Raw genomic sequence first — 21,246 nt, 5'->3', positions numbered from 1 at the left:
ATCACTGGCATTTATGTTAATGTGGCTGCCAATGTATTGTTGAGTAATTTATGTACAGCAAAGATCAACAGTCCCTATTCATTTATAAAAAGAGATATTAACGGAGCTTAATAAAATTGTTAAATAGAGCATAAAACTCGATAGTATTGATATTGATACTTGGGGGGATTAAGTTTTGCTATGATAAACATGATCAAGTTGCTGAGTCTACTTGTTCATATCGTGAGTGCACTGATGATATAATGCCACAAGTTTAATCTAACCTTGGAGTTGATATTTTCTTACAATTTATAATATTTTTTGTGTAACTTATAGGTGGTGTCGACATTTTTAAAGACCAAAAATATCAAAAAGTACCGATAATAATTATTGATACTAAAATGCATATTGACTATCTATATTCAGTCAACAACCACTTTTTTTATTTTAAAGATTTATTTCATAAAAATAAGTTAGCAGAGCATGATGTTTAGTTTAATCATACCTCAATTACTGATTTACTATAATAACTAATCTGTCCTGTATTGATGAAAATACAGTATAAAACATATCATGCATTGGACCTGATTGTCCTCTAAATATTGTAAATATGATTACCGAAATTCCAGCTGAAATAACCGCATATTCAACTACCGTTATGCCTTGCTTATTTTGAATAAATTTAGCTAGAAAAGTATTAACTAGAATATTCATTATGCATTCTTTCATCACTTTATCCTTTCATTTAATATTATTTGTATTTTTATGTAAATGAATTCCTTTTAATGTTTATTTTACAATTCTAACGACAAATAGAATAAAATTCAAGTAAATGGGTTTTATATAATCGATTATTTGTTAAATAGTATTCAATAACATCAGTTTGATAATTGATACGTTGCCTTTAAGTAAATTTTTTTAACTTTAGGAAGTACTTGTAAAGTTTACAGTAATCTAAACAACTCCAAAAAAATTGCGCTATATTACACAGTTATTTTAGTTTGTTAGTAGCCTAAATTAAAAGAGTAGAAAAAACACCAAATTATCAATGATAAACACTGGGATTAAAATACATACAGACCATTTCATGTAACTAAAAAAGCTTGGCATGTTAATTTTATTTTGAATTGCAATGCTTTTGACCATAAGGTTAGGTGCATTACCTATATAGCTAAGAGCTCCCATAAAAACTGAACCCATTGAAATAGCGAGTAAGGTTTTTTCTAATATATTCATTAAAATAGTGGCATCGCCCGAAGCTAGATTAAAGAAGACCAAATAAGTGGGGGCATTATCTAAGAATCCTGAAAGTAGACCTGATAGCCAAAAATACATGCTATTGATCGGTTGTCCTTGTTCATTTGTTACTAGTGATATTATTGGGGCTAATGCACCATGGCTACCTGCTCGTAAAATAGCAAGTACAGGGACGATAGTAATAAAAATCCCGATAAACAGCTTAGCAACTTCAATGATAGGCTCCCAATTAAATTCGTTACCGGCACGTACTTGTTTAGGGGTAATTAACATAGAAAATAGGGTAATCATGATAAAAATAGTATCACGAATTAAATTTTGTAAAGCAATATGTGTTCCTAAAACCGTAAAATTAACCGATGAATGCCAAATACCAGATATTAACACGCAGGCAATAATGATTACCAATAAAAAGATATTGCTTACACCATAAACCTTAATAGTGCTAGCTTTTTTAGCAGAAGTTAACGTAAGCGAATCACCATATTGGGTACGAAAGTAGTAGCAATCAATCTTATAATAAATTGCTAATAACAAAATTGAACTAAACAAAACTGGCAACAACATATGTTGAATTGTCCATCCAAAATTAACACCTTTTAAAAAGCCAATAAATAAAGGTGGATCGCCGAGTGGTGTTAATCCACCGCCAATGTTTGCTACTAAAAAGATAAAAAAGACAATGGAATGTACGGCATATTTACGATTGCGATTAGCTCTGATTAAAGGTCTAATCATTAACATAGCTGCGCCAGTAGTGCCCATGAGTGAGGCTAACAGTGTACCTATCGCAAGCAAACCAACGTTTAGTTTGGGTGTGCTAAGCACATCGCTCTTAATTAAAATCCCTCCTGAAACGGTAAATAGTGCAAGCAATAACAAAATGAAAGGAATATATTCAGCTATAATTGCATGAGCAGTAAGATTGATGGTGGTTTGTAGACCAAAAGAATATAAGGCAAACAGTACAAACAGCATTGTCCAAAAAGTAATAATTTTGCCATAATGATAATGCCAAAGTCGCGACAGAAATAGCGGCATTAATGCAATAGAAAATAAAATCCCTACAAACGGAATCCCCCAACAAATTGATAAATCATCACCGCTAAAATCAGCAGCTAAAAGATCAAAAGGTATTAGTGTTAAAACAATAAAGGAACAGAGGGCTTTCATTAATTTTTGTATTTTCATTTTTAAAGAGCTCAAATTATAACAAAGTGTTTTAGTTTTATCAAATTTTAAGATTTTTAATAAGGATTGAGCAATAATATTGTAACGGGAATTTAATAATATAAAAACCACCACAAACAACACCACAGTTAGCTATAACCATCTGATTTAATTGGAAATTAAAATTTTAATAAAATCAATAGTCTACCTGAACAATTTTAGAGCAAGAAACACACTTATAGCACCACAATGTTAATAAATTTGCCCTATCAGAGCGCCAAAATATACCGATAACGAAGTAAAGCTAGAACACCAAACAAGGTTGTTGGCGGTGTTTGCGTTTTAGATGTTATCACCAATATTAATCATTCCACAAAAACTAAAAGCTCCTAAAACTAACACCATATTTTAATTAGAAAATTCACCTATTTTATAACTGAATCATTTCTATCTTTATGTTTATTTAAATTTATTTACATTTCTTTACAAAAAAATCCGCCAAAAAACTAGCCAACTATTTTTTAAATGGCTATACTTTAACCGCTACAGGAAAATAAGCTCATTAAATAAGCGAATAATTATAAAAAATAAAATAAAACAAATAATTACTTGACAGGTAAACCATAATGCATTATCATTTTAGACACCAGACACCAGACACCAGCACTGGCAAACCTATGTATTAAATTTATCAAATAATCCTATTCGACGAGTTTTTACACGAAGCTTATTTATATCTTCCAAATTATCTCTCTATGTTTTATCGAAATTGTCCCCAAAAAGCTTATTGGTGTTGGGACTGTTATTATTGTTATCTTCATGGAATTTACAGGCGAATAGCAAAAAATATCGAACAGGTAATCGTAGTGATGCAATAATAATACCGTCGCCAGTTATCAATTATGTAAGGCCAAATCTATATAATGGTAAGGGAAAATTTGCAGGCCCAGCTGACATATGGAATCCTGATAAGGGCTTTTTAGTACAATCAATTGATTTCGAATCAATTCATCCTGAATCATATAATCAAAATTTCCCGACCACTGGTCTGGATGGTTTATATTTTGATTTGCTCATAACAGGAATAGAACCAGAAAAATTGACATGGGAACCCGTTACTTTGGGGGGAATTACTGCAACAGTGACAAATGTTGTAGCTGAGGATTGGTGGATTCCTTATGAAGATAGGGGAGTTGTAGCCCGTGTTAAGTTAACAGGTCCAGAGGCAAGAACTCAAAGGAATAATCCTAAACCTAGTCAAATAGCTAAGCCAAGGTTACCACAGACGTTTGAGTTAGTGGGTAGAGATAGAGATGGTGTAGAGGTAGTAAAATATGGATTTGAGTTGAGGCAGTGGTTCGTCTATCGAGATAATCTAAATGGATATCCACATCATAGTGACCAGTTAGCATGGTGTAATGGTTTGGGGTATCGCATGTCGAGGGTAAGGGATTTAAGTAATGCGAAGTGTGGTATTAATTGGCCGTTCTGTTCAAATGGCATAGACGACTCTAGCTCATCAGGTAATTATTACCAGCGTCGAATTGGCGGTGGATTTTTCGCAGAATGGGGCGAACCGCACAGTTACTTTGGTGGTAAGGACTTCAACAGCCCCTACGCTGTATGCTGGACGAGTGACAAGGCAGGTAGCACCACCCCGTTTCATGTTTCGCTCGATGGCCGAGTCTACAGCAGTGGTGAGTACCTCCCCTTCAATGCTATTTGCACCACACCTTAGTATTTATTTTTTAATACTTAGGGCGCTAAGCAGGCAAAGCTTGTGAACCTAGCGCTTTAATGACTGAAAGTAAAAACAATGCTCCGACTGATACAATTTTCAAGCTTGCGCTTTTGCTATCAACTGGCTGTTATTAACAAATTATTATTAAATAGCTATTATCAAATAACAAAAGCGCTTTTATTAAAAAGCCAAATTCAACGTAATAAAAAATTAGTCTATAATTGTTTGATTTTATTTAAAAAATAAAATAAAAACTTCAATAAAATCAATAGCCTACCTAAACGTTTTTAGAGTAAAAAACAACGCTACACCGTAGTCATTTTGATTAATTGATTTGTTCGGTTTTCGCATATTGCTGTTAAGTCGTTATAATAGCGGTTATTTGATTTTGGATAAAATAGGACAACCGTGCAAACGCCATTAAAAAAGCTTCAATTACATTGCAGAAACAAACACCAGAATGGCTATGATTTTACAAAGCTCATTAAAATACTGCCTGAGCTGTCTCGGTATGTAAATCAGAATTGCTATGGCAATTTATCGATCGATTTTGCCGATCCTATGGCTGTCAAACAGTTAAATAAAGCCTTGTTATTGAATGATTATCAAATAAATTATTGGGATATTCCAGATGGTTATTTATGTCCGCCCATTCCTGGTCGAGCTGATTATATTCACTATTTGGCTGATTTATTAGCTCAAGACAACCAAAATAGCATTCCAACAGGTAAACAAATTCGGGTTTTAGATATTGGCGTTGGGGCTAATGTGATTTACCCTATTATTGGTTGTGCCGAATATGGTTGGTCATTTGTAGGGAGTGATATTAATCCAGTTGCGATCAAAGTTGCTTTGCTAATTACACAAGCCAATAGGTTATTAAAAAACACTTTGCAGTGTCGATTACAAAAAGACAGTGGATCGATTTTTAAGCATATTATTAAGCCCAATGAATTTTATGCTTTAACCCTGTGCAATCCGCCTTTTCATGCTTCAGCAGAAGATGCATTGGCAAGTACGCAAACCAAATTGAAGAAGTTAGGTAAGCTAACAAATTCCACTCAAAAAACTGTGCTTAATTTTGGTGGACAAAATGCCGAGCTTTGGTGTCAAGGTGGTGAAAGTGCTTTTATTAGTAATATGATTAATGAAAGTACTCAATATAAAACTCAATGCCTGTGGTTTACTTCATTAGTTTCAAAAAAAGAGACCTTGTCGATAATTAACAAAAAATTAAAACAAGCTGCTGTTGTTGAAAGCCGTATTATTCCCATGGCGCAAGGGCAAAAAGTGAGTAGGTTTGTAGCGTGGACTTTTTTTAATCAAGTAGAAAGAAAGGCACGAATAAAAAGCACAAATAAAAAGTAATTAGGTAAAATATTATTGTTTTTATTTTATAAAAATTCTAAATTTTGCTATTTACTACTATGTGACCTTAATAATTAATAGTATAAATCTATCATTGTTGTTTTTATTCACAAATAAATGGTTGTTACTTATATCTTGTTGTTTATTATAATAAAATTAAAACCCAACAGAATCGTTGTTGACTAAAAATTGCATAGTAAATTGGTGATTATTCGATTAAGATGTGCTGATTATAAAATAATCAGCGCCATTTTTATCGCAAAGGAAAATCCCTATGAATAGCAACGAGTCAGCTGTACTTATTAAAAAGTTACAAGAAATTGTTGGTACCAAAAACACTTTAACCAATCCAGCACGCACATTACCTTATCGTCAAGGTATTCGCTTTGGTGAAGGTGATGCATTGGCAGTTGTTTTGCCGGGAACGTTAGTTGAACAGTGGCAGGTGTTAAAAGCGTGTGTTGAAGCGGATGTGATTGTTATCACACAATCCGCAAATACTGGATTAACTGGTGGTTCAACGCCTGATGGTAATGACTATGATCGTCCTGTTGTTATTGTTAGCACTCGTCGCTTGGATGGTATCAAAGTGATAGAAAATGGTGAACAAGTTGTCTGCTTACCAGGTAGTACACTTTTTCGTCTAGAAAAGGAATTAAAAAAATATCATCGAGGTCCGCATTCGGTTATAGGTTCATCTTGCATTGGCGCTTCTGTGATGGGTGGTGTATGTAATAATTCAGGTGGGGCGCTTATTCAGCGTGGTCCTGCTTATACGCAAATGGCGGTGTTTGCTCAATTAGATGCGCAAGGTCAGTTACACTTAGTCAATCATTTAGGTATAGAATTGGGTGATGAACCAGAAACAATTTTACAGAATCTTCAAAATCATACTTATACTGATAAGGATATTAAACGTGATGCTGGTTTAGGTCATGATCACCATTATTGTGAGCATGTTCGTGAAGTAGATGCCGATACGCCTGCTAGATTTAATGCTGATCCTGCTCGTCATTATGAAGCATCAGGTAGTGCTGGGCGTTTGATGGTTTTTGCTGTGCGACTTGATACTTTCCCTTTAGAAAAAAAATCAGCCGTATTTTATATAGGTACAAATGATATCAATGAATTAAATGGTATTCGTCGCCATATTTTAGGCCAATTTAAAACGTTGCCAGTGTCGGGCGAGTATATACACCGTGTGGCGTTTGATATTGCCGCGGTTTATGGAAAACCGACCTTTTTGGCCATTAAAAAGCTAGGTACAGATATGATGCCACGCATGTTTGTGTTTAAGAACTTTGTTGATCGTGTTACCGCTAAAATTCCATTTTTTCCAAAGAATTTTTCGGATCGGTTTTCTATCTTTGCTTGCAAATTTTTGCCAAATCATTTACCAAAATCAATGCGTGATTATCGTGATCGTTATGAACATCACCTTATTTTAAAAATGGCAGATGATGGGATTGCAGAAGCCGAGGCTTTTTTAAAAGACTATTTTCAAAATAAAAATGGTAATTATTTTTTATGTAACGAAAAAGAAGCCGAAGCCGCAATGTTACACCGTTTTGCCGCTGCGGGTGCTGCAACGGCTTATCGTAATGTACATAGCAAAACAGTGGAAAACATTGTTGCATTAGATATCGCACTACGACGTAATGATACCGATTGGTTTGAAACGCTGCCAGAAAACATTGATCAAAACTTTATTTATAAAATGTATTATGGGCATTTTTTCTGTTATGTATTTCATCAAGATTATATAGCTAAAAAAGGGGTAGATTGTGATAAAGTTAAGGAGGAGATTTTAGCATTGCTTGATCAGCGTGGTGCGCAATATCCAGCTGAGCACAATGTGGGGCATTTGTATCATGCCAATGAGGATTTGAAAAAATTCTATCAAGAGCTTGATCCTACAAACAGTCTTAATCCGGGCATAGGTAAAACATCTAAGAAGAAAAATTGGGCTTAATTTTTTAAATTCTAGATGCTATTCATAATTAAAACTAACCGCTAGAAATCACATCTAGCGGTTTTTTCAGAATAATATCACAATAAAACAATTAGTGATTATTTAAATCACACCAACTTTTTTAATTGATATAAAATTTCTAATGCTTGTTTTGGTGTTAAAGCATCAGGATCAATCTGTTTTAACGCTTCTTCAACTTCCGAAGGTTCAGGTTCGTTGATAAAAGAAAGTTGAGATTGAGCAACGCCACTGTTAGCCGTTTGTTTTGAAATAATCTCGAGCTCTTTCAATTTTTGTTTAGCTCGTTTTAGTACTGCCTTAGGCACACCTGCAAGTCCAGCAACAGCAATACCAAAACTTTTACTCGCTGCGCCTTCAGATACTTCGTGGATAAAAGCAACGGTATTATCGTGTTCAATGGCATCAAAGTGGATATTATAAACACCTTGCATATGTTCGGGTAATTGGGTTAATTCAAAGTAATGAGTGGCAAAAAGCGTCATTGATTTGATTTCATTTGCTAAATTTTCGGCACAAGCCCAAGCTAATGAAAGTCCATCATATGTTGAAGTTCCTCGACCAATTTCATCCATTAATACTAAACTTTGTTGAGTTGCATTGTGCATAATGTTAGCCGTTTCGGTCATTTCGACCATAAAAGTGGAGCGACCAGATGCCAAATCATCAGAAGCGCCAATACGTGTAAAAATGCGATCAACAGGTCCAATGACTGCTTTTGATGCAGGGACAAAACTACCAATATAAGACAGTAATACAATTAAAGCAGTTTGACGCATATACGTACTTTTACCGCCCATGTTTGGGCCCGTAATAATTAACATACGTCTGCTTGGTAATAATGAGAGTGAGTTTGCAATAAATGGTGTTTGTAGCACTTGTTCAATGACAACATGACGTCCGTCTTGGATCTCAATACCTGCTTGTGTTGACAATGTTGGACATTGGTAATTGAGCGTTAATGCTCTCTCGGCAAGATTAGTTAAAACGTCAAGTTCTGCAATCGCTTCTGCGCTGGTTTGCATATTAGCTAAGTCGGGCATTAATAGATCAAATAGCTGTTCGTAAAGTTGTTTTTCGAGTGCTAATGCTCGCCCTTTAGAAGTTAGCACTTTATCTTCGTATTCTTTAAGTTCGGGGATGATATATCGCTCAACATTTTTCAGTGTTTGACGACGAGTATAATGAATTGGTGCCAAATGACTTTGCCCACGGCTGATTTGGATATAGTAGCCATGTACAGCATTAAATCCAACTTTTAATGTGTCAATGCCAAGTGTTTCACGTTCTCGGATTTCTAACTGTTCTAAATAATTGGTTGCACCATCCGCTAAACTTCGTAGTTCGTCTAGTTCTGCATTATATCCAGTAGCAATAACCCCACCATCACGAATAATTACCGGCGGTGTTTCGACAATAGCCTGATTTAATATTTCGGCTATATGGTCAAATTGATTTATTTTTTTACGCAAGCTAATTAACGCAGGTGAAGTAAGACCACTTAATAGTGTTTGTAATTGTGGTAATAAATTATAAGCATCACGTAAACGAGCAAAATCACGAGGTCTAGCTGTATGTAATGCAAGTCTTGCCAAAATACGTTCCAAATCACCAATTTGTTTTAATAATGGATTAACTTCATCAATATAATTTTGTAATTCGCCAATAGCTTGTTGTCGATTTTGTAATATAGTCAAATTACGAATTGGTGAATGCAACCAACGTTTAAGCATACGGCTACCCATTGGTGTTTGAGTTTTATCAAGTATTTCAGCTACAGTATTTTGAGTTCCACCAGATAGGTTTTCGGTGATTTCTAGATTACGACGTGTTGCGGCATCTAACACGACAAAATCATAAGCCGACTGTTTGATAATTGAACGTATATGAGGTAGAGCTGTGCGTTGAGTATCTTTTACATATTGTAACAAACAGCCAGCTGCACAAAGTGCATAATTACAGTCTTCCACACCAAATCCAATTAAATCATTAGTACCAAATTGTAGATTAAGCTGTTGTTTTGCTGTTTCAAGATCAAAGTCCCATTGTGGGCGACGGCGCAATCCAGAGTTATTTTCAATTAATGGCATGGATTGAAAATCTTCTGGATATAGTAATTCGACAGGATTTGTACGTTGTAATTCGGCTTGCATTTCCTCGAAATTGTCACATTCAAAAATATAAAATCGTCCTGAACTGATATCGAGTGTGGCATAGCCGTAATAATTTTTATATTGCCAAATTGATGCCAGTAAGTTGTCTTTGCGATCTTCTAATAATAGCTCATCACTTACCGTACCAGGAGTTACAATACGGACAATTTTTCGTTCTACTGGTCCTTTACTAGTAGCTGGATCGCCAATCTGTTCACAAATAGCAACAGATTCCCCTAGTGCGATTAACTTTGCTAAATAACTTTCAACCGCATGATAAGGCACGCCAGCCATTGGAATCGGTTCACCATTTGACGAACCACGCTTTGTGAGCGAAATATCTAAAAGTTGCGAGGCACGCTTGGCATCATCATAAAACATTTCATAAAAATCACCCATACGATAAAACAATAAAATATCAGGGTTTTCAGCTTTAAGTTTTAAATACTGCTGCATCATTGGGGTGTGGTTGGCTAAATTGTCTTTATTAGTCATGGTGGTTTTCTTTTTTTATCTTTCAACGTAATAAGTAAATTCATTAGTCTAACAAAGAACCATTAAGATGCATAAATTCGTACTGGTTCTTATTTTTAGTTTAATCATAAATTATGATAAATGTAAGTTGTATAATGTAATCATCTATATAATAATTTTATTATAACTGATTATTGGTTTATTACAGAGGCTATTTGGGGCTTAATGTAAAATGGATATGCTTGCATTTAATTAAAGAATTGGACTCATTACGAGCCCATTATTCTAAATTATGTACTTTTTATGTGGTTTGGTTATTCAACAATATTGAATATAAAAAAGTTTTTATCTTTATATTGCCATATAAATTTTTACATCATTTTTGTACTAATAACCAGATATTTATAATTCGATTTTTTTATGATTAGTTAAGACTTTTAAATTAATAAAATGGGCAAAAGTAACCAATGGATCGTTATTATCAATTTTATTCAGTAAATTATCAAAAATATTTCGCTTTTTTCCTAATCTATTGGTCAATGATTGTAGTACAAGCAATTTTTTTTACTTGTTTGTGTAGTTATACAAATAGTTTCTCTCAGTCTCTTTTTCCTTTGTTCTTACCTTTTTTATTTGCAGCGTTGATTGGTATAATGTATCAAGCTATAGCAGAAAATTTTTTAGATGAACATTTGGAAATATTTTATGATAATGAAAAGATAACATTTATATCATCTAAATTGGGAAAAAAAGAATTTTTATTTTCTCAAATAAAATTTTTTGCTATTTATCGAAACAAAGGTGCTTTTGCTTCTATTAGTTTTTCTATAGATATTCAAGAAGATGGAAGCGGACCAATAAAAAAAATACGTTATATTAATCATAAATTCTTTTATCACGATGACGAGAGAAAACAAAGTTATGATATTGTATATAGCTTTATGTATGGAATAGGCTGTGATATTTTACTTTGGCAATATGATTTAATTAAAGACGAATATCATTCTAATTATCATAACAGAGCATATCGTTTGACAAAAATTTATAAACGTAAATAATTAATATAAATTGTAGGATTTACTAGCGTTGTTTACAGTAATTTGAGAAACTACTGTAATGAATATACATAAAAAACAAAACTAACTAGAGAATATTTATTTGTTGGCATTGATGATTTTTCACGTGATCTTTATGCTAGTATTTACCCTGATACGTTCCAATTTAGCGAAGCACAATTTTTACAAAACGATGTATTAGCCTGGTGTCCTTATACCACTACATGTATTTATTCTGATAATGGACGTAAATATCAAGGCACTAGTGAACACCTATTGAGTATAAAACATTAAAACAAGCAGCTTAATTTTCTACGTGAGTTGTGTACTAAGTTTGGGGCATTTACAAGTTGTGTACTAAGTTTGGGCATTTACACCTTGACAGGAATACCTGCTTCAGCTTCTTTTAAAATAGCTACGATTTGATGTTCAGTCATTTTTTTCATAATTAAATCCCCTTTACTTTTATCATAGAGAATTTTCTATTTTTTGCTGTAATATTTTAGGGGATAGTTACACCCAAAAATTAAAAAAGCGTGAGAAAAATAATTAATTGCTATAAGTAATATTTTAATAATATGTGGAATCATGTATTATTAGAATATAAGTATTGAACATCTTTATAAAGTTGTTAATTTATTATTTACCTAAGTATCTAAAAATTAGAGATATAGATATGAGTTTATTAGCTGAAGCATATTATAGAATTTATGGTGGTGAGTTAGTTACTCCTTCTCAATATGAGGCAAAAAATCATCTTGAAACAGTTTTTTAAAATCCCATATAACTATAATATACTTAAAATAAAAGGGAGTTTTCATGAGTCGACTACATGTTGATCACAAGTACATAAAAAAATTTGCTGAAGAGAAAGTCAATTTGAAAGCTGACTTTGTCAAAAAATATAGAGATCAAGCAGGTAGACTAAAGGAAAAACTAGAAAATTATCTTAAGGAACATGAGGACTTCTCATTAAAAAAGATTCTTATGTCAGGCAGTCTTGCTAAAGGAACTTCATTAAAAATTATAAATGATATTGATCTAGCTTGTTATATTTCAGGTGCTGATGTACCAAGAGATGTAGATGCTTTATTAAAGTATCTCGAAGATAAACTGAAAGTTGCTTTTCCAAACTTCTCCCCTGATCAAGTAAAACGGCAAAACTATAGTATTTGTGTTTCGTTTCGAAGAACAGGCTTAGATGTTGATATTGTACCAATACTTTATGATGGAGATCCCAACTGGTATGGTTGCTTGGTTAGTAAAGCAAATGGTGAGTTTTTAGAAACTTGTATCCCTAGGCATTTAGAGTTCGTTCGTACAAGGAAAGCAAATGATCCTCATTTTGCTCAGGTGGTTAGATTAATCAAGTTTTGGGCAAGAAAACAAAAAAATGAAGATCCTGATTTTAGATTTAAGTCATTCATGATTGAGCTCATTCTTGCTTATTTATCAGACAAAGGTCAAAATTTATCAGACTATCCAGAAGCGCTACAGAGCTTTTTTACTTATATTGCACGCACGAATCTAGAAGAACAAATATCTTTTACAGATTATTATGATGAATCTAAATTAAGTAAATTTAGTGATATTGTACAGATTATTGATCCTGTTAACTCTAAGAACAATGCAGCAAAGTTATATAGCCGAAAAAATGTAGATAAGATAGTAGATGCTGCTTTAGATGCAGGAGATGCTATTGATGCAGCATTAGCAGCACCTACGGAAGAAAAAAAGCTTTATTATTGGCAAAAAGTATTTGGATCAACTTTTACTGTGTGAACGAGGGAAATATGTCTTCAAGTTATACAACAACTGAAACAGTTACTATTACTTATGCCAAGTATCTTGCTGCTAAAGTAGCTACTGATTTAAAAAGAATGCAACGTTTTTATGGAAAACCTTCTGATAGTGATATTTCTAAATATGAAGAAGAAGTTGTGCTGCTTATTAAATACGGATACTTAAATAAAGTCACTTATGGTTTCAAAAAAGAAGGTAAATGGATAGAGCCTACGCTAATTTATACTAGTTCAGATTTACAAAATACAAATGTAGATGATGACCCAGGAAAGATTAGGCCAGGGAAAAGTATTGTTGGTGCTAGCTTTTCAAGTTATTTAACTTATACAAGTAAATGGGATAAGCTTTCAGTTCAAGAAAAATCTGATTTTAAAAATAAATTACCATTTAAAAGAGTTGGTGCGGAAGAGCCATCAGTTAATGGATACTTAGAGTCTGATCGAACCTACTCATCAGGCAGTCACTCACTATCTCGTTCCTCTGTAAGGAGTTATTAATGACACAAACTAATACTACTGAACTATTTGATAACCCTATCTCTTTCCCTGATCCTGAAGCCCAAGAAAGATTATCTAAATTAATTGGGCTGGATGATAAAATTTCTAACCTATCTAAGATATTAGGTTTATTAATAAATAAAGATGGCTTAAAAAAATGGGCTGAAAAATATTATTCAAATGTTGATGATATTATGAATATTGTTTTGCGTAGGCCATCACTTGTTGTATTAGCGGGGGATGTTGGTTCTGGCAAGTCTGAGCTAGCTGAAACTATAGGTGACTTTGTTGCTAGACAAGAAAAAATTGATATTACCTTATTTCCATTAAGTCTATCCTCCAGAGGACAGGGGCGAGTAGGTGAAATGACTCAACTAATAAGTTCTGCTTTTAAGCATACAATAAAAGAAGCTGAAAAATTGAAGCACTCAAATAAGGTAACTGGAGGTATTATTTTACTTATTGATGAAGCTGATGCTCTAGCACAATCAAGAGAGTCAAGTCAGATGCATCATGAAGACAAAGCTGGAGTAAATGCCTTTATAAGAGGGATTGATAGTATTACCAATGCCAAGCTGCCTGTTGCTGTCATTATGTGTACCAATAGAGTAAATGCGTTAGATCCCGCAATTAGGCGTAGAGCTGCTGAGGTTCTAATTTTTGATCGCCCAGATGATAATAAAAGAAAAGATGTTATCTCCTCATTATTTTCTCCTTTCGAGTTTACTGATAATGATATTATGAAATTAGTAGAGGCCACTGGCCCCACAAAAGACAGGAAATTTGGATTTACTTTCTCTGATATAGTTCAGAGGCTTACTCCTGCTATTATTTTAGACGCATATCCAACACAAAAAATAGATCCTAATAGAGCATTAGAGATTGCTAGATCTTTTATTCCAACTAAGCCGTTTATAGAGGATAGTTTATGAGTGACTGGTCACTTCCTGAGTTATTAGGGAGTCTGCATAAAGACATTATTAATAGGCTTGGTATTGTAAGGGGAGCATTAGGACATCCTGGAACAAAAGGAGATGGCTCCGAAAATGTTTGGCTTGATCTTTTTAATACTTATTTACCCAAAAGGTATCAAGCAATAAAAACACATCTGGTTGATAGTAAAGGATCATTCAGTGATCAAATTGATGTTGCCATTTTTGATAGGCAATATTCTCCCTTTGTATTTACATATGAGGGTCAGAATATTATTCCTATTGAAAGTGTTTATGCTATTTTTGAAGTAAAACAAACAGCAGATAAGTCAATGATTGATTACACTAAAAATAAAATATCTAGTGTAAGAAAGCTTTTATCTACAAGCTTACCTATTCCTCATGCTGGAGGAGAGTATCCCCCCAAAGATCCTATTTCAATTATAGGAGGTATTTTGACTCTTAAAAGTCAATGGACCCCTGCATTAGGAAACGCTCTTCAAGTATCTTTGGAAAAGGATAATATACTTGATATGGGATGTATAGCTGATCATGGTTATTTTATAAAAAATGGAGATACTTACTCATTAACAAACTCTGATAAGGCAGCTACAGCTTTTTTATTTCAATTAATATCAAGATTACAAAGCAGTGGAACCGTTCCTATGATCGATATTTTAGCTTATTCTAAATGGTTATAAATTCTGGCTTAAGCAAAAGGAACTAATATGTAGGATTTACTAACATTTGATCCTTGATCCTAGCCAAAAAAGTGGACAAAATTCGCTGTAAATGCCCCAAACTTAGTACACAACTCACGTAGAAAATCATGCTGTCTGTTTTAGTGTTTTATACTCAATCGGTGTCATGTTTATAAAGGTTTTTCCTATAAATTCTGGTCCATTTGATCCTCGCCAAAATATTAGACAGTGCCCGCCTCTATCATTTTTTCGTTTTGGTAATATTGTTGTTCATATTGTTCAGGTGATACCCAGCCATTGGCTGAATGACGGCGTATCCGATTATAATAGATTTCAATATATTCAAATAGTGCTTTATTAGCCTGCTTCCTCGTTTTGTAGTAACAGTCATGAATAATATGGGTTGTGAGTGTATGAAATGGATCGGCTACACTAAATCATACAACTTTTTTAAGGGGTAAGGTAAACTTATCACAACTAAAAAAGGAACAAATATGAATAAGATTAAACGTAAAAGACGAACATTCACAGATGATTTTAAACACCAAATGGTCAGTCTTTATTAACATGGTAAATCACGTAGTGAAATCATTGCCGAATATGATTTGACACCATCAGCTTTGGACCGTTGGATAACGCAAGCAAGCCAAAGCGGCTCATTTAAAACAAAAGATAATCGCAGTCCACAAGAACAAGAGTTAATCGCATTGCGTAAAGAGCTTAAACAACTCCGTATGGAAAACGATATTTTAAAGCAAGCAGCACTGATAATAGGGCGAAAATCGCTATCCTAAAAGCAAATCGACATCGTTATAGCATAACAAAGCTATGTCAATATTTAGGATTATCAAGACATTATGCTTATTATCAGTGTAAATTGAATAGACAAAAATCAGTAGGGTTTTATGCCAATAAAATCGTGACGCTATTTAATCAGAGCTATCAGTCTTATGGTACAAGACGAATTCGATTTGATTTACAGAAAGAGAATATTTGGGTGTCACGCCGTTACATTGCTCGGGTGATGAAAGCCTTATTGCTGGTATCAAAATACACCGTTAAACGTTATCAATCTCACAATACGGAAGTGAATGAAACCGCCACAGAAAATCACCTGCAACGACAATTTGATGTAGGTGATAAAAAACAAATTGTTGTTGCGGATTTAACCTATATTCAAGTTAAGCAACGTTGGAACTATTTATGTGTTTTAGTGAACTTATCCGATAGGCAAATTGTCGGTTGATCCTCGACAAAAAAGTGGACAAAAGTCGCCTCTATGATATAAACAAAAATCATAGGAGACAAATATCATGGTGGTCAAAAAATTTAGTATCGAATTCAAACAACAATCAGTGGATTATGCGTTATCTAATGCACACCTTTCTATCAGCGAACTTGCCAACCATCTAGGTGTGGGTAAATCAACCCTTGATAAATGGATTAGGCAACTTTCCCCGAATAAAACTAGCCGTCGAGAGTTAACCACTGAGTAACAGCGGATAATGGCGTTAGAAAAAGAGATTAAAGAACTGAAAATGGCCAATGATATACTAAAAAAGGCGCATGTGCATATCATCAACAATCCAAGTCGGTGAAGTACACTTATATGAAAAATCATTTAACCAGCTATCCGGTTACTAGGATATGCCGATTACTTGGTGTCAGTTCATCGGGTTATTATGCTTGGTTAAAAAGAGCAAACAAATCAGCCAAACTCAGCGAGTATATCCAAAAACAGTATTGGCAACATAAAGCCCGTTTGGGTGCACCAAGCCTGCTTCATGATGCAAGGGAAGCGGGCTATCAAGTTTCAGAAAGGACAATTAGCCGTGTTTTGCAACAATTGGGATTACGTAGTTTAAGATTGCATAGTAAAGCAGCACGTAAATTCAAGTATAAAACAGACAAGGCTCATCACAATATTGCGCACAACACGTTAGATAGGCAATTTAACCCTGATAAGCCTAATAAAACATGGGTAACCGATATTACTTATATTAAAACGGGGGAAGGTTGGTTATATTTGTCGGTGATTATCGATTTATATGGACGAAAAGTGATTGCTAGGCAAACCAGTCGCTACATAGACCGCCATTTAGTGTGTAATACATTAAAACAAGCCTTATTTCGGCGTCACTTTCCTAAAAATGTACTCATTCATAGTGACCAAGGAAGCCAATATTGCAGTGCTGATTTCAAGCAATTATTGTTACAATATGGGCTAAGGCAAAGCATGAGTCGAAGAGGAAACTGCTTTGATAATGCGGTTGTTGAGAGTTTTTTTCATACACTCAAAACACATATTATTCATGACTGTTACTACAAAACGAGGAAGCAGGCTAATAAAGCACTATTTGAATATATTGAAATCTATTATAATCGGATACGCCGTCATTCAACCAATGGCTGGGTATCACCTGAACAATATGAACAACAATATTACCAAAACGAAAAAATGATAGAGGCGGGCACTGTCTAATATTTTGGCGAGGATCAGTATTACAACGCCATCAACAAATACATAGGAGCATATAGAAGACAAAGTCTGCGGTCCTTGCGCTTTTGCAACTGAGTAGCAAAAGCGCTTTTCTAAAAAATAAAACTTACTACAACAAAAAAGTACTCTTCGCTAATCCACCTTATAGGTGAATAGTTGTTACTAATTTTAACCTTGATTGGTTAAAAACAGTTTAAGCGAAGGATTATGTGTTTCGTTGTGGAAACCATAATCGAGTTCAGTTAGGTGTTGATTAAACTGGTTAAGGGTTGATTCGTCGATTTCAAATGCGGTAAGTACACGACCATAATCGGTACCGTGACTACGATAGTGGAACATTGATATATTCCAATTAGTCCCTAACGTTTGTAAGAATTTAAGCAGCGCTCCTTGCGATTCAGGGAACTCAAAACTGTATACTTGTTCTTGAAGCGGTTTGCAAGGTTTGCCACCAATCATGTAGCGTACATGTAGTTTTGCCATTTCGTCTTCGGTTAGATCCACAACCGGGTATTTTGCAGCAGCAAGCTCTTGCATGATGTCATCTTTTTCGTTGCTTTGTGCTATTTTGATTCCAACAAAGATGTAAGCAGACTTTTCGTCATGATAGCGGTAATTAAATTCGGTCACTGAGCGTCCGCCAAGGAGCTGGCAGAATTTTAAAAAACTACCTTTCTTTTCGGGAATAGTGACAGCAAACAGGGCTTCACGCTTTTCGCCAAGTTCGCAACGTTCTGATACATAGCGTAAGTTGTGGAAATTTAAATTAGCGCCTGACAGTATATGAGCAAGTTTTTCACCACAGATGTTATGCTGATCGACATATTTTTTTAGTCCAGCTAATGCTACTGCGCCAGATGGTTCAGCTATTGCACGTACATCGTCAAATAAGTCTTTCACTGCCGCGCAAATTTCGTCGCTATTCACGGTAATAATATCATCAATATATTGTTGGCAAAGTCTGAATGTTTCATCGCCAATTCGTTTGACAGCAACGCCTTCAGCAAAGAGTCCGACACGCTCTAAATCAACAGGGTGACCTGCATCTAATGCAGCTTTTAAGCAAGCTGAGTCTTTAGGCTCAACAGCAATAACTTTGATTGATGGCATGATTTGTTTGATTAATACTGCAATGCCTGCGGCAAGCCCACCACCACCAACAGGTACAAAGATTCGGTCGAGTTTAGCATTTTGTTGTAATAGTTCCATAGCAATACTGCCTTGCCCAGCAATTACTAATGGATGATCAAATGGTGGAATAAAGATGCGATTTTGTTCTTTAGCCAATTCCATTGCTTTGGCTTTGGCTTCGTCAAAGTTGGCACCATAAAGTAATACTTCACCACCAAAACTTTTTACAGCTTCAACTTTGATATCGGCAGTTGTTAGTGGCATAACAATTAAAGAACTGATGCCTAATTTTGTAGCCGAAAAAGCCACTCCTTGCGCATGGTTGCCAGCCGACGCGGCAATAACGCCGCATTTGCGTTCTTCTTCACTTAAGCTGGCTATCATGGCTTGTGCTCCACGGATTTTGAAACTGTGGACGAGTTGGCGGTCTTCGCGTTTGACAAAAACTTGATTGTGTATTCTTGCCGAGATTTTTTCCATTTTTTCAAGTGGAGTTACTTCTGCCACATCGTATACGGCGCTACAAAGCGTTGCTTTTAAATAATCTGCACCAGTAAGTTGAGTATTTTCTTGTTTCACAATTAGCCACCTAATTTACTTTTATCTCGTACGGCACCTTTGTCTGCGCTTGTTGCTAAACTGGCGTAAGCTTTAAGCGCAAATGAGACGTAACGATCTCGATTATGAGGCGTAAATGCTTTTTCACCTCGTTCTAGTTCTGCAACTCGTCGACGTTCAAGTTCAGAAGTTGGGACATCAAGTACTAATTTACGATTTGGGATATCAATATCAATAATATCACCATCACGAACAAGACCTATAACGCCGCCATTTGCTGCTTCAGGAGAAATATGACCAATCGATAAGCCAGAGGAACCACCAGAAAAACGTCCATCTGTTATCAATGCACATTTTTTGCCTAGACCCATGGATTTTAAATAACTGGTTGGGTAGAGCATCTCTTGCATACCCGGTCCGCCTTTTGGTCCTTCATAAATGATGACAACGACATCACCTTCAACCACTTTGCCTCCTAATATGCCATCAACAGCATCTTCTTGGCTTTCAAATACTTTTGCTGGGCCTCGGAAAATTAAATTTTCAGTAGCAACGCCTGCGGTCTTAACAATTGCGCCATCTTGTGCCACATTACCATAGAGTGTTGCAAGTCCACCGTCTTGACTATAGGCGTGAGCTTTATCACGAATACAACCATTTATACGGTCATCGTCAAGTGAATCCCAATAGCAATCTTGTGAAAAAGCTTTAGTGGTGCGAATGCCTGCAGGTCCACTACGATACATTTTTTTTACTGCTTCGTCGGTAGTTTGAGTTATGTCGTATTTGGTGAAAGTTTCTTGTAATGTTAGTCCTAAAACGTTGTGCACATTGCGATTTAGTAATCCTGCTTTATCTAGTTCTGACATAATTGACACAACACCACCAGCTCGATGAACATCTTCCATATGATATTGTGCTGTACTTGGCGCTACTTTACATAAATGTGGGACTTTTCGCGATAATCTATCTATATCTGACATGGTAAAGTCGATTTCGCCTTCTTGTGCAGTAGCTAACAAATGTAATACGGTATTGGTCGAGCCACCCATAGCAATGTCTAATGACATAGCATTTTCATATGCCGCTTTTGTTGCAATTGAACGAGGCAGGTAAGATACATCATCATGTTCATAATAACGTTTGGTGATTTCAACAATGCGTTTAGCTGCGTTTAAAAAGAGTTGTTCACGTTGTTTGTGAGTGGCAATAAGTGAACCATTGCCCGGTAATGAAAGTCCTAATGCTTCGGTTAAGCAGTTCATGGAGTTAGCCGTAAACATACCTGAGCAAGAACCACAAGTAGGGCAGGCTGATTCTTCGATGGTTTTGCTATCTTCATCGCTAACATTTGGGTTAGCACTTTGAATCATTGCGTCAACTAAGTCTAATTTAATGATTTGGTCAGATAGTTTGGTTTTGCCTGCTTCCATCGGTCCACCTGAAACAAAAATGGTTGGGATATTTAAACGAAGCGAAGCCATTAACATTCCCGGTGTGATTTTGTCGCAGTTAGAAATACAGATCATGGCGTCGGCACAGTGTGCATTAACCATATACTCGACAGAATCAGCAATGAGTTCTCTTGAAGGAAGTGAGTAAAGCATTCCACCATGTCCCATGGCAATACCATCATCAACTGCGATTGTATTGAACTCTTTGGCAATGCCACCCGATGCTTCAATTTGTTTGGCAACTAGTTGTCCAATGTCTTTTAAGTGGACATGTCCTGGTACAAATTGTGTGAATGAGTTAACCACCGCAATGATGGGTTTACCAAAGTCTTCATTTTTAACGCCAGTTGCACGCCATAATGCGCGGGCACCAGCCATGTTTCTACCCTCGATCGAGGTTGCTGAACGATATTTAGGCATTTCCTGCTCCCAATTTTATGCAAGTAACCGTGTTTAACGGTTTGTAGTTTTTAATATTAATCA

Annotated in this window: 15 protein-coding genes and 2 pseudogenes; 11 read left to right on the top strand and 6 right to left on the bottom strand. The window is 35.2% G+C overall.

Annotated features, from left to right (window positions below; translation table 11 throughout):
- Window positions 1–489: 489 nt before the first annotated feature.
- Window positions 490–708 carry a Flp family type IVb pilin gene (locus tag ACGH6Q_RS01900; RefSeq protein ID WP_085163831.1) on the bottom strand — a complete coding sequence of 73 codons (219 nt, stop codon included), beginning with the start codon at window positions 706–708 and terminating at the stop codon, window positions 490–492.
- Window positions 709–996: 288 nt separating this feature from the next.
- Window positions 997–2,427 carry a sodium:proton antiporter gene (locus ACGH6Q_RS01895; RefSeq protein WP_411578711.1) on the bottom strand — a complete coding sequence of 477 codons (1,431 nt, stop codon included), beginning with the start codon at window positions 2,425–2,427 and terminating at the stop codon, window positions 997–999.
- A 787-nt stretch (window positions 2,428–3,214) separates the two neighbouring features.
- Here ACGH6Q_RS01895 and ACGH6Q_RS01890 point away from each other — a divergent pair.
- The 3 genes from ACGH6Q_RS01890 (at window position 3,215) to dld (ending at window position 7,487) form a co-directional block, all read left to right on the top strand.
- Window positions 3,215–4,144 (top strand): hypothetical protein, encoded by a 930-nt coding sequence (locus ACGH6Q_RS01890; RefSeq protein WP_085163832.1) that lies wholly within the window; start codon window positions 3,215–3,217, stop codon window positions 4,142–4,144.
- A 411-nt stretch (window positions 4,145–4,555) separates the two neighbouring features.
- Window positions 4,556–5,515, top strand: a complete 960-nt coding sequence (gene rlmF, locus ACGH6Q_RS01885; RefSeq protein ID WP_085163833.1) for a 23S rRNA (adenine(1618)-N(6))-methyltransferase RlmF — start codon at window positions 4,556–4,558, stop codon at window positions 5,513–5,515.
- 274 nt (window positions 5,516–5,789) lie between these two features.
- Window positions 5,790–7,487, top strand: coding sequence for a D-lactate dehydrogenase (gene dld / locus ACGH6Q_RS01880; RefSeq protein WP_411591613.1), 1,698 nt, complete (start codon window positions 5,790–5,792; stop codon window positions 7,485–7,487).
- Window positions 7,488–7,594: 107 nt separating this feature from the next.
- On the opposite strand, the gene mutS is transcribed toward dld, so the two are convergent.
- Window positions 7,595–10,153 (bottom strand): DNA mismatch repair protein MutS, encoded by a 2,559-nt coding sequence (mutS, locus tag ACGH6Q_RS01875; RefSeq protein ID WP_085163835.1) that lies wholly within the window; start codon window positions 10,151–10,153, stop codon window positions 7,595–7,597.
- Between the two features lie 446 nt (window positions 10,154–10,599).
- Here mutS and ACGH6Q_RS01870 point away from each other — a divergent pair, with 446 nt between their 5' ends.
- From ACGH6Q_RS01870 to ACGH6Q_RS01850, 5 genes are all read left to right on the top strand, one after another.
- A complete protein-coding gene (locus tag ACGH6Q_RS01870; protein WP_143421976.1) occupies window positions 10,600–11,190 on the top strand; it encodes a hypothetical protein in 591 nt (196 codons plus the stop codon).
- 816 nt (window positions 11,191–12,006) lie between these two features.
- Window positions 12,007–12,969, top strand: a complete 963-nt coding sequence (locus ACGH6Q_RS01865) for a CBASS oligonucleotide cyclase (RefSeq protein WP_085163837.1) — start codon at window positions 12,007–12,009, stop codon at window positions 12,967–12,969.
- Window positions 12,970–12,980: 11 nt separating this feature from the next.
- Window positions 12,981–13,487 (top strand): hypothetical protein, encoded by a 507-nt coding sequence (locus tag ACGH6Q_RS01860; RefSeq protein ID WP_085163838.1) that lies wholly within the window; start codon window positions 12,981–12,983, stop codon window positions 13,485–13,487.
- Window positions 13,487–14,419 (top strand): AAA family ATPase, encoded by a 933-nt coding sequence (locus ACGH6Q_RS01855; RefSeq protein ID WP_085163839.1) that lies wholly within the window; start codon window positions 13,487–13,489, stop codon window positions 14,417–14,419. The genes ACGH6Q_RS01860 and ACGH6Q_RS01855 overlap by 1 nt, the downstream gene beginning before the upstream one ends.
- The gene (locus tag ACGH6Q_RS01850) at window positions 14,416–15,120 is read left to right on the top strand and encodes a DUF6602 domain-containing protein (RefSeq protein WP_085163840.1); all 705 of its coding nucleotides are present in this window, start codon (window positions 14,416–14,418) and stop codon (window positions 15,118–15,120) included. Before ACGH6Q_RS01855 ends, ACGH6Q_RS01850 begins: the two co-directional genes overlap by 4 nt.
- A 221-nt stretch (window positions 15,121–15,341) precedes the next feature.
- On the opposite strand, the pseudogene ACGH6Q_RS01845 reads toward ACGH6Q_RS01850, so the two are convergent.
- A pseudogene (locus ACGH6Q_RS01845) lies at window positions 15,342–15,539 on the bottom strand (IS3 family transposase); the annotation flags it as partial.
- 186 nt (window positions 15,540–15,725) lie between these two features.
- On the opposite strand from ACGH6Q_RS01845, the gene ACGH6Q_RS01840 reads away from it, so the two are divergent.
- From ACGH6Q_RS01840 to ACGH6Q_RS01830, 3 genes and pseudogenes are all read left to right on the top strand, one after another.
- Entirely contained in the window at window positions 15,726–15,914 is a 189-nt protein-coding gene (locus ACGH6Q_RS01840) for a transposase (protein ID WP_411591607.1), read from the top strand.
- 83 nt (window positions 15,915–15,997) lie between these two features.
- Window positions 15,998–16,366 (top strand): IS3 family transposase, encoded by a 369-nt coding sequence (locus tag ACGH6Q_RS01835; protein WP_411591604.1) that lies wholly within the window; start codon window positions 15,998–16,000, stop codon window positions 16,364–16,366.
- A 70-nt stretch (window positions 16,367–16,436) separates the two neighbouring features.
- A pseudogene (locus ACGH6Q_RS01830) lies at window positions 16,437–17,602 on the top strand (IS3 family transposase).
- A 186-nt stretch (window positions 17,603–17,788) separates the two neighbouring features.
- On the opposite strand, the gene ilvA reads toward ACGH6Q_RS01830, so the two are convergent.
- Together ilvA and ilvD are read right to left on the bottom strand one after the other, a co-directional pair.
- The gene (gene ilvA / locus ACGH6Q_RS01825) at window positions 17,789–19,330 is read right to left on the bottom strand and encodes a threonine ammonia-lyase, biosynthetic (RefSeq protein WP_411591602.1); all 1,542 of its coding nucleotides are present in this window, start codon (window positions 19,328–19,330) and stop codon (window positions 17,789–17,791) included.
- Between the two features lie 2 nt (window positions 19,331–19,332).
- A complete protein-coding gene (gene ilvD, locus ACGH6Q_RS01820) occupies window positions 19,333–21,183 on the bottom strand; it encodes a dihydroxy-acid dehydratase (protein WP_065589312.1) in 1,851 nt (616 codons plus the stop codon).
- Window positions 21,184–21,246 lie beyond the last annotated feature (63 nt).

The sequence above is a fragment of the Gilliamella sp. BG2 genome, assembly GCF_046635645.1.
In the GTDB taxonomy this organism is placed as follows: domain Bacteria; phylum Pseudomonadota; class Gammaproteobacteria; order Enterobacterales; family Orbaceae; genus Gilliamella; species Gilliamella bombi.
The sequence above is the reverse complement of the archived record's forward strand: the minus strand, read 5'-3'. Positions and strand labels throughout refer to the sequence as shown.

Bases quoted from the DNA above. Each gene is read 5' to 3' on its own strand.
- ACGH6Q_RS01895 (WP_411578711.1), bottom strand. From the start codon at position 2,427: ATGAAAATACAAAAATTAATGAAAGCCCTCTGTTCCTTTATTGTTTTA.
- mutS (WP_085163835.1), bottom strand. From the start codon at position 10,153: ATGACTAATAAAGACAATTTAGCCAACCACACCCCAATGATGCAGCAG.
- ilvD (WP_065589312.1), bottom strand. From the start codon at position 21,183: ATGCCTAAATATCGTTCAGCAACCTCGATCGAGGGTAGAAACATGGCT.
- ACGH6Q_RS01900 (WP_085163831.1), bottom strand. From the start codon at position 708: ATGAAAGAATGCATAATGAATATTCTAGTTAATACTTTTCTAGCTAAA.
- ACGH6Q_RS01855 (WP_085163839.1), top strand. From the start codon at position 13,487: ATGACACAAACTAATACTACTGAACTATTTGATAACCCTATCTCTTTC.
- ACGH6Q_RS01860 (WP_085163838.1), top strand. From the start codon at position 12,981: ATGTCTTCAAGTTATACAACAACTGAAACAGTTACTATTACTTATGCC.
- ACGH6Q_RS01865 (WP_085163837.1), top strand. From the start codon at position 12,007: ATGAGTCGACTACATGTTGATCACAAGTACATAAAAAAATTTGCTGAA.
- dld (WP_411591613.1), top strand. From the start codon at position 5,790: ATGAATAGCAACGAGTCAGCTGTACTTATTAAAAAGTTACAAGAAATT.
- ACGH6Q_RS01870 (WP_143421976.1), top strand. From the start codon at position 10,600: ATGGATCGTTATTATCAATTTTATTCAGTAAATTATCAAAAATATTTC.
- ACGH6Q_RS01850 (WP_085163840.1), top strand. From the start codon at position 14,416: ATGAGTGACTGGTCACTTCCTGAGTTATTAGGGAGTCTGCATAAAGAC.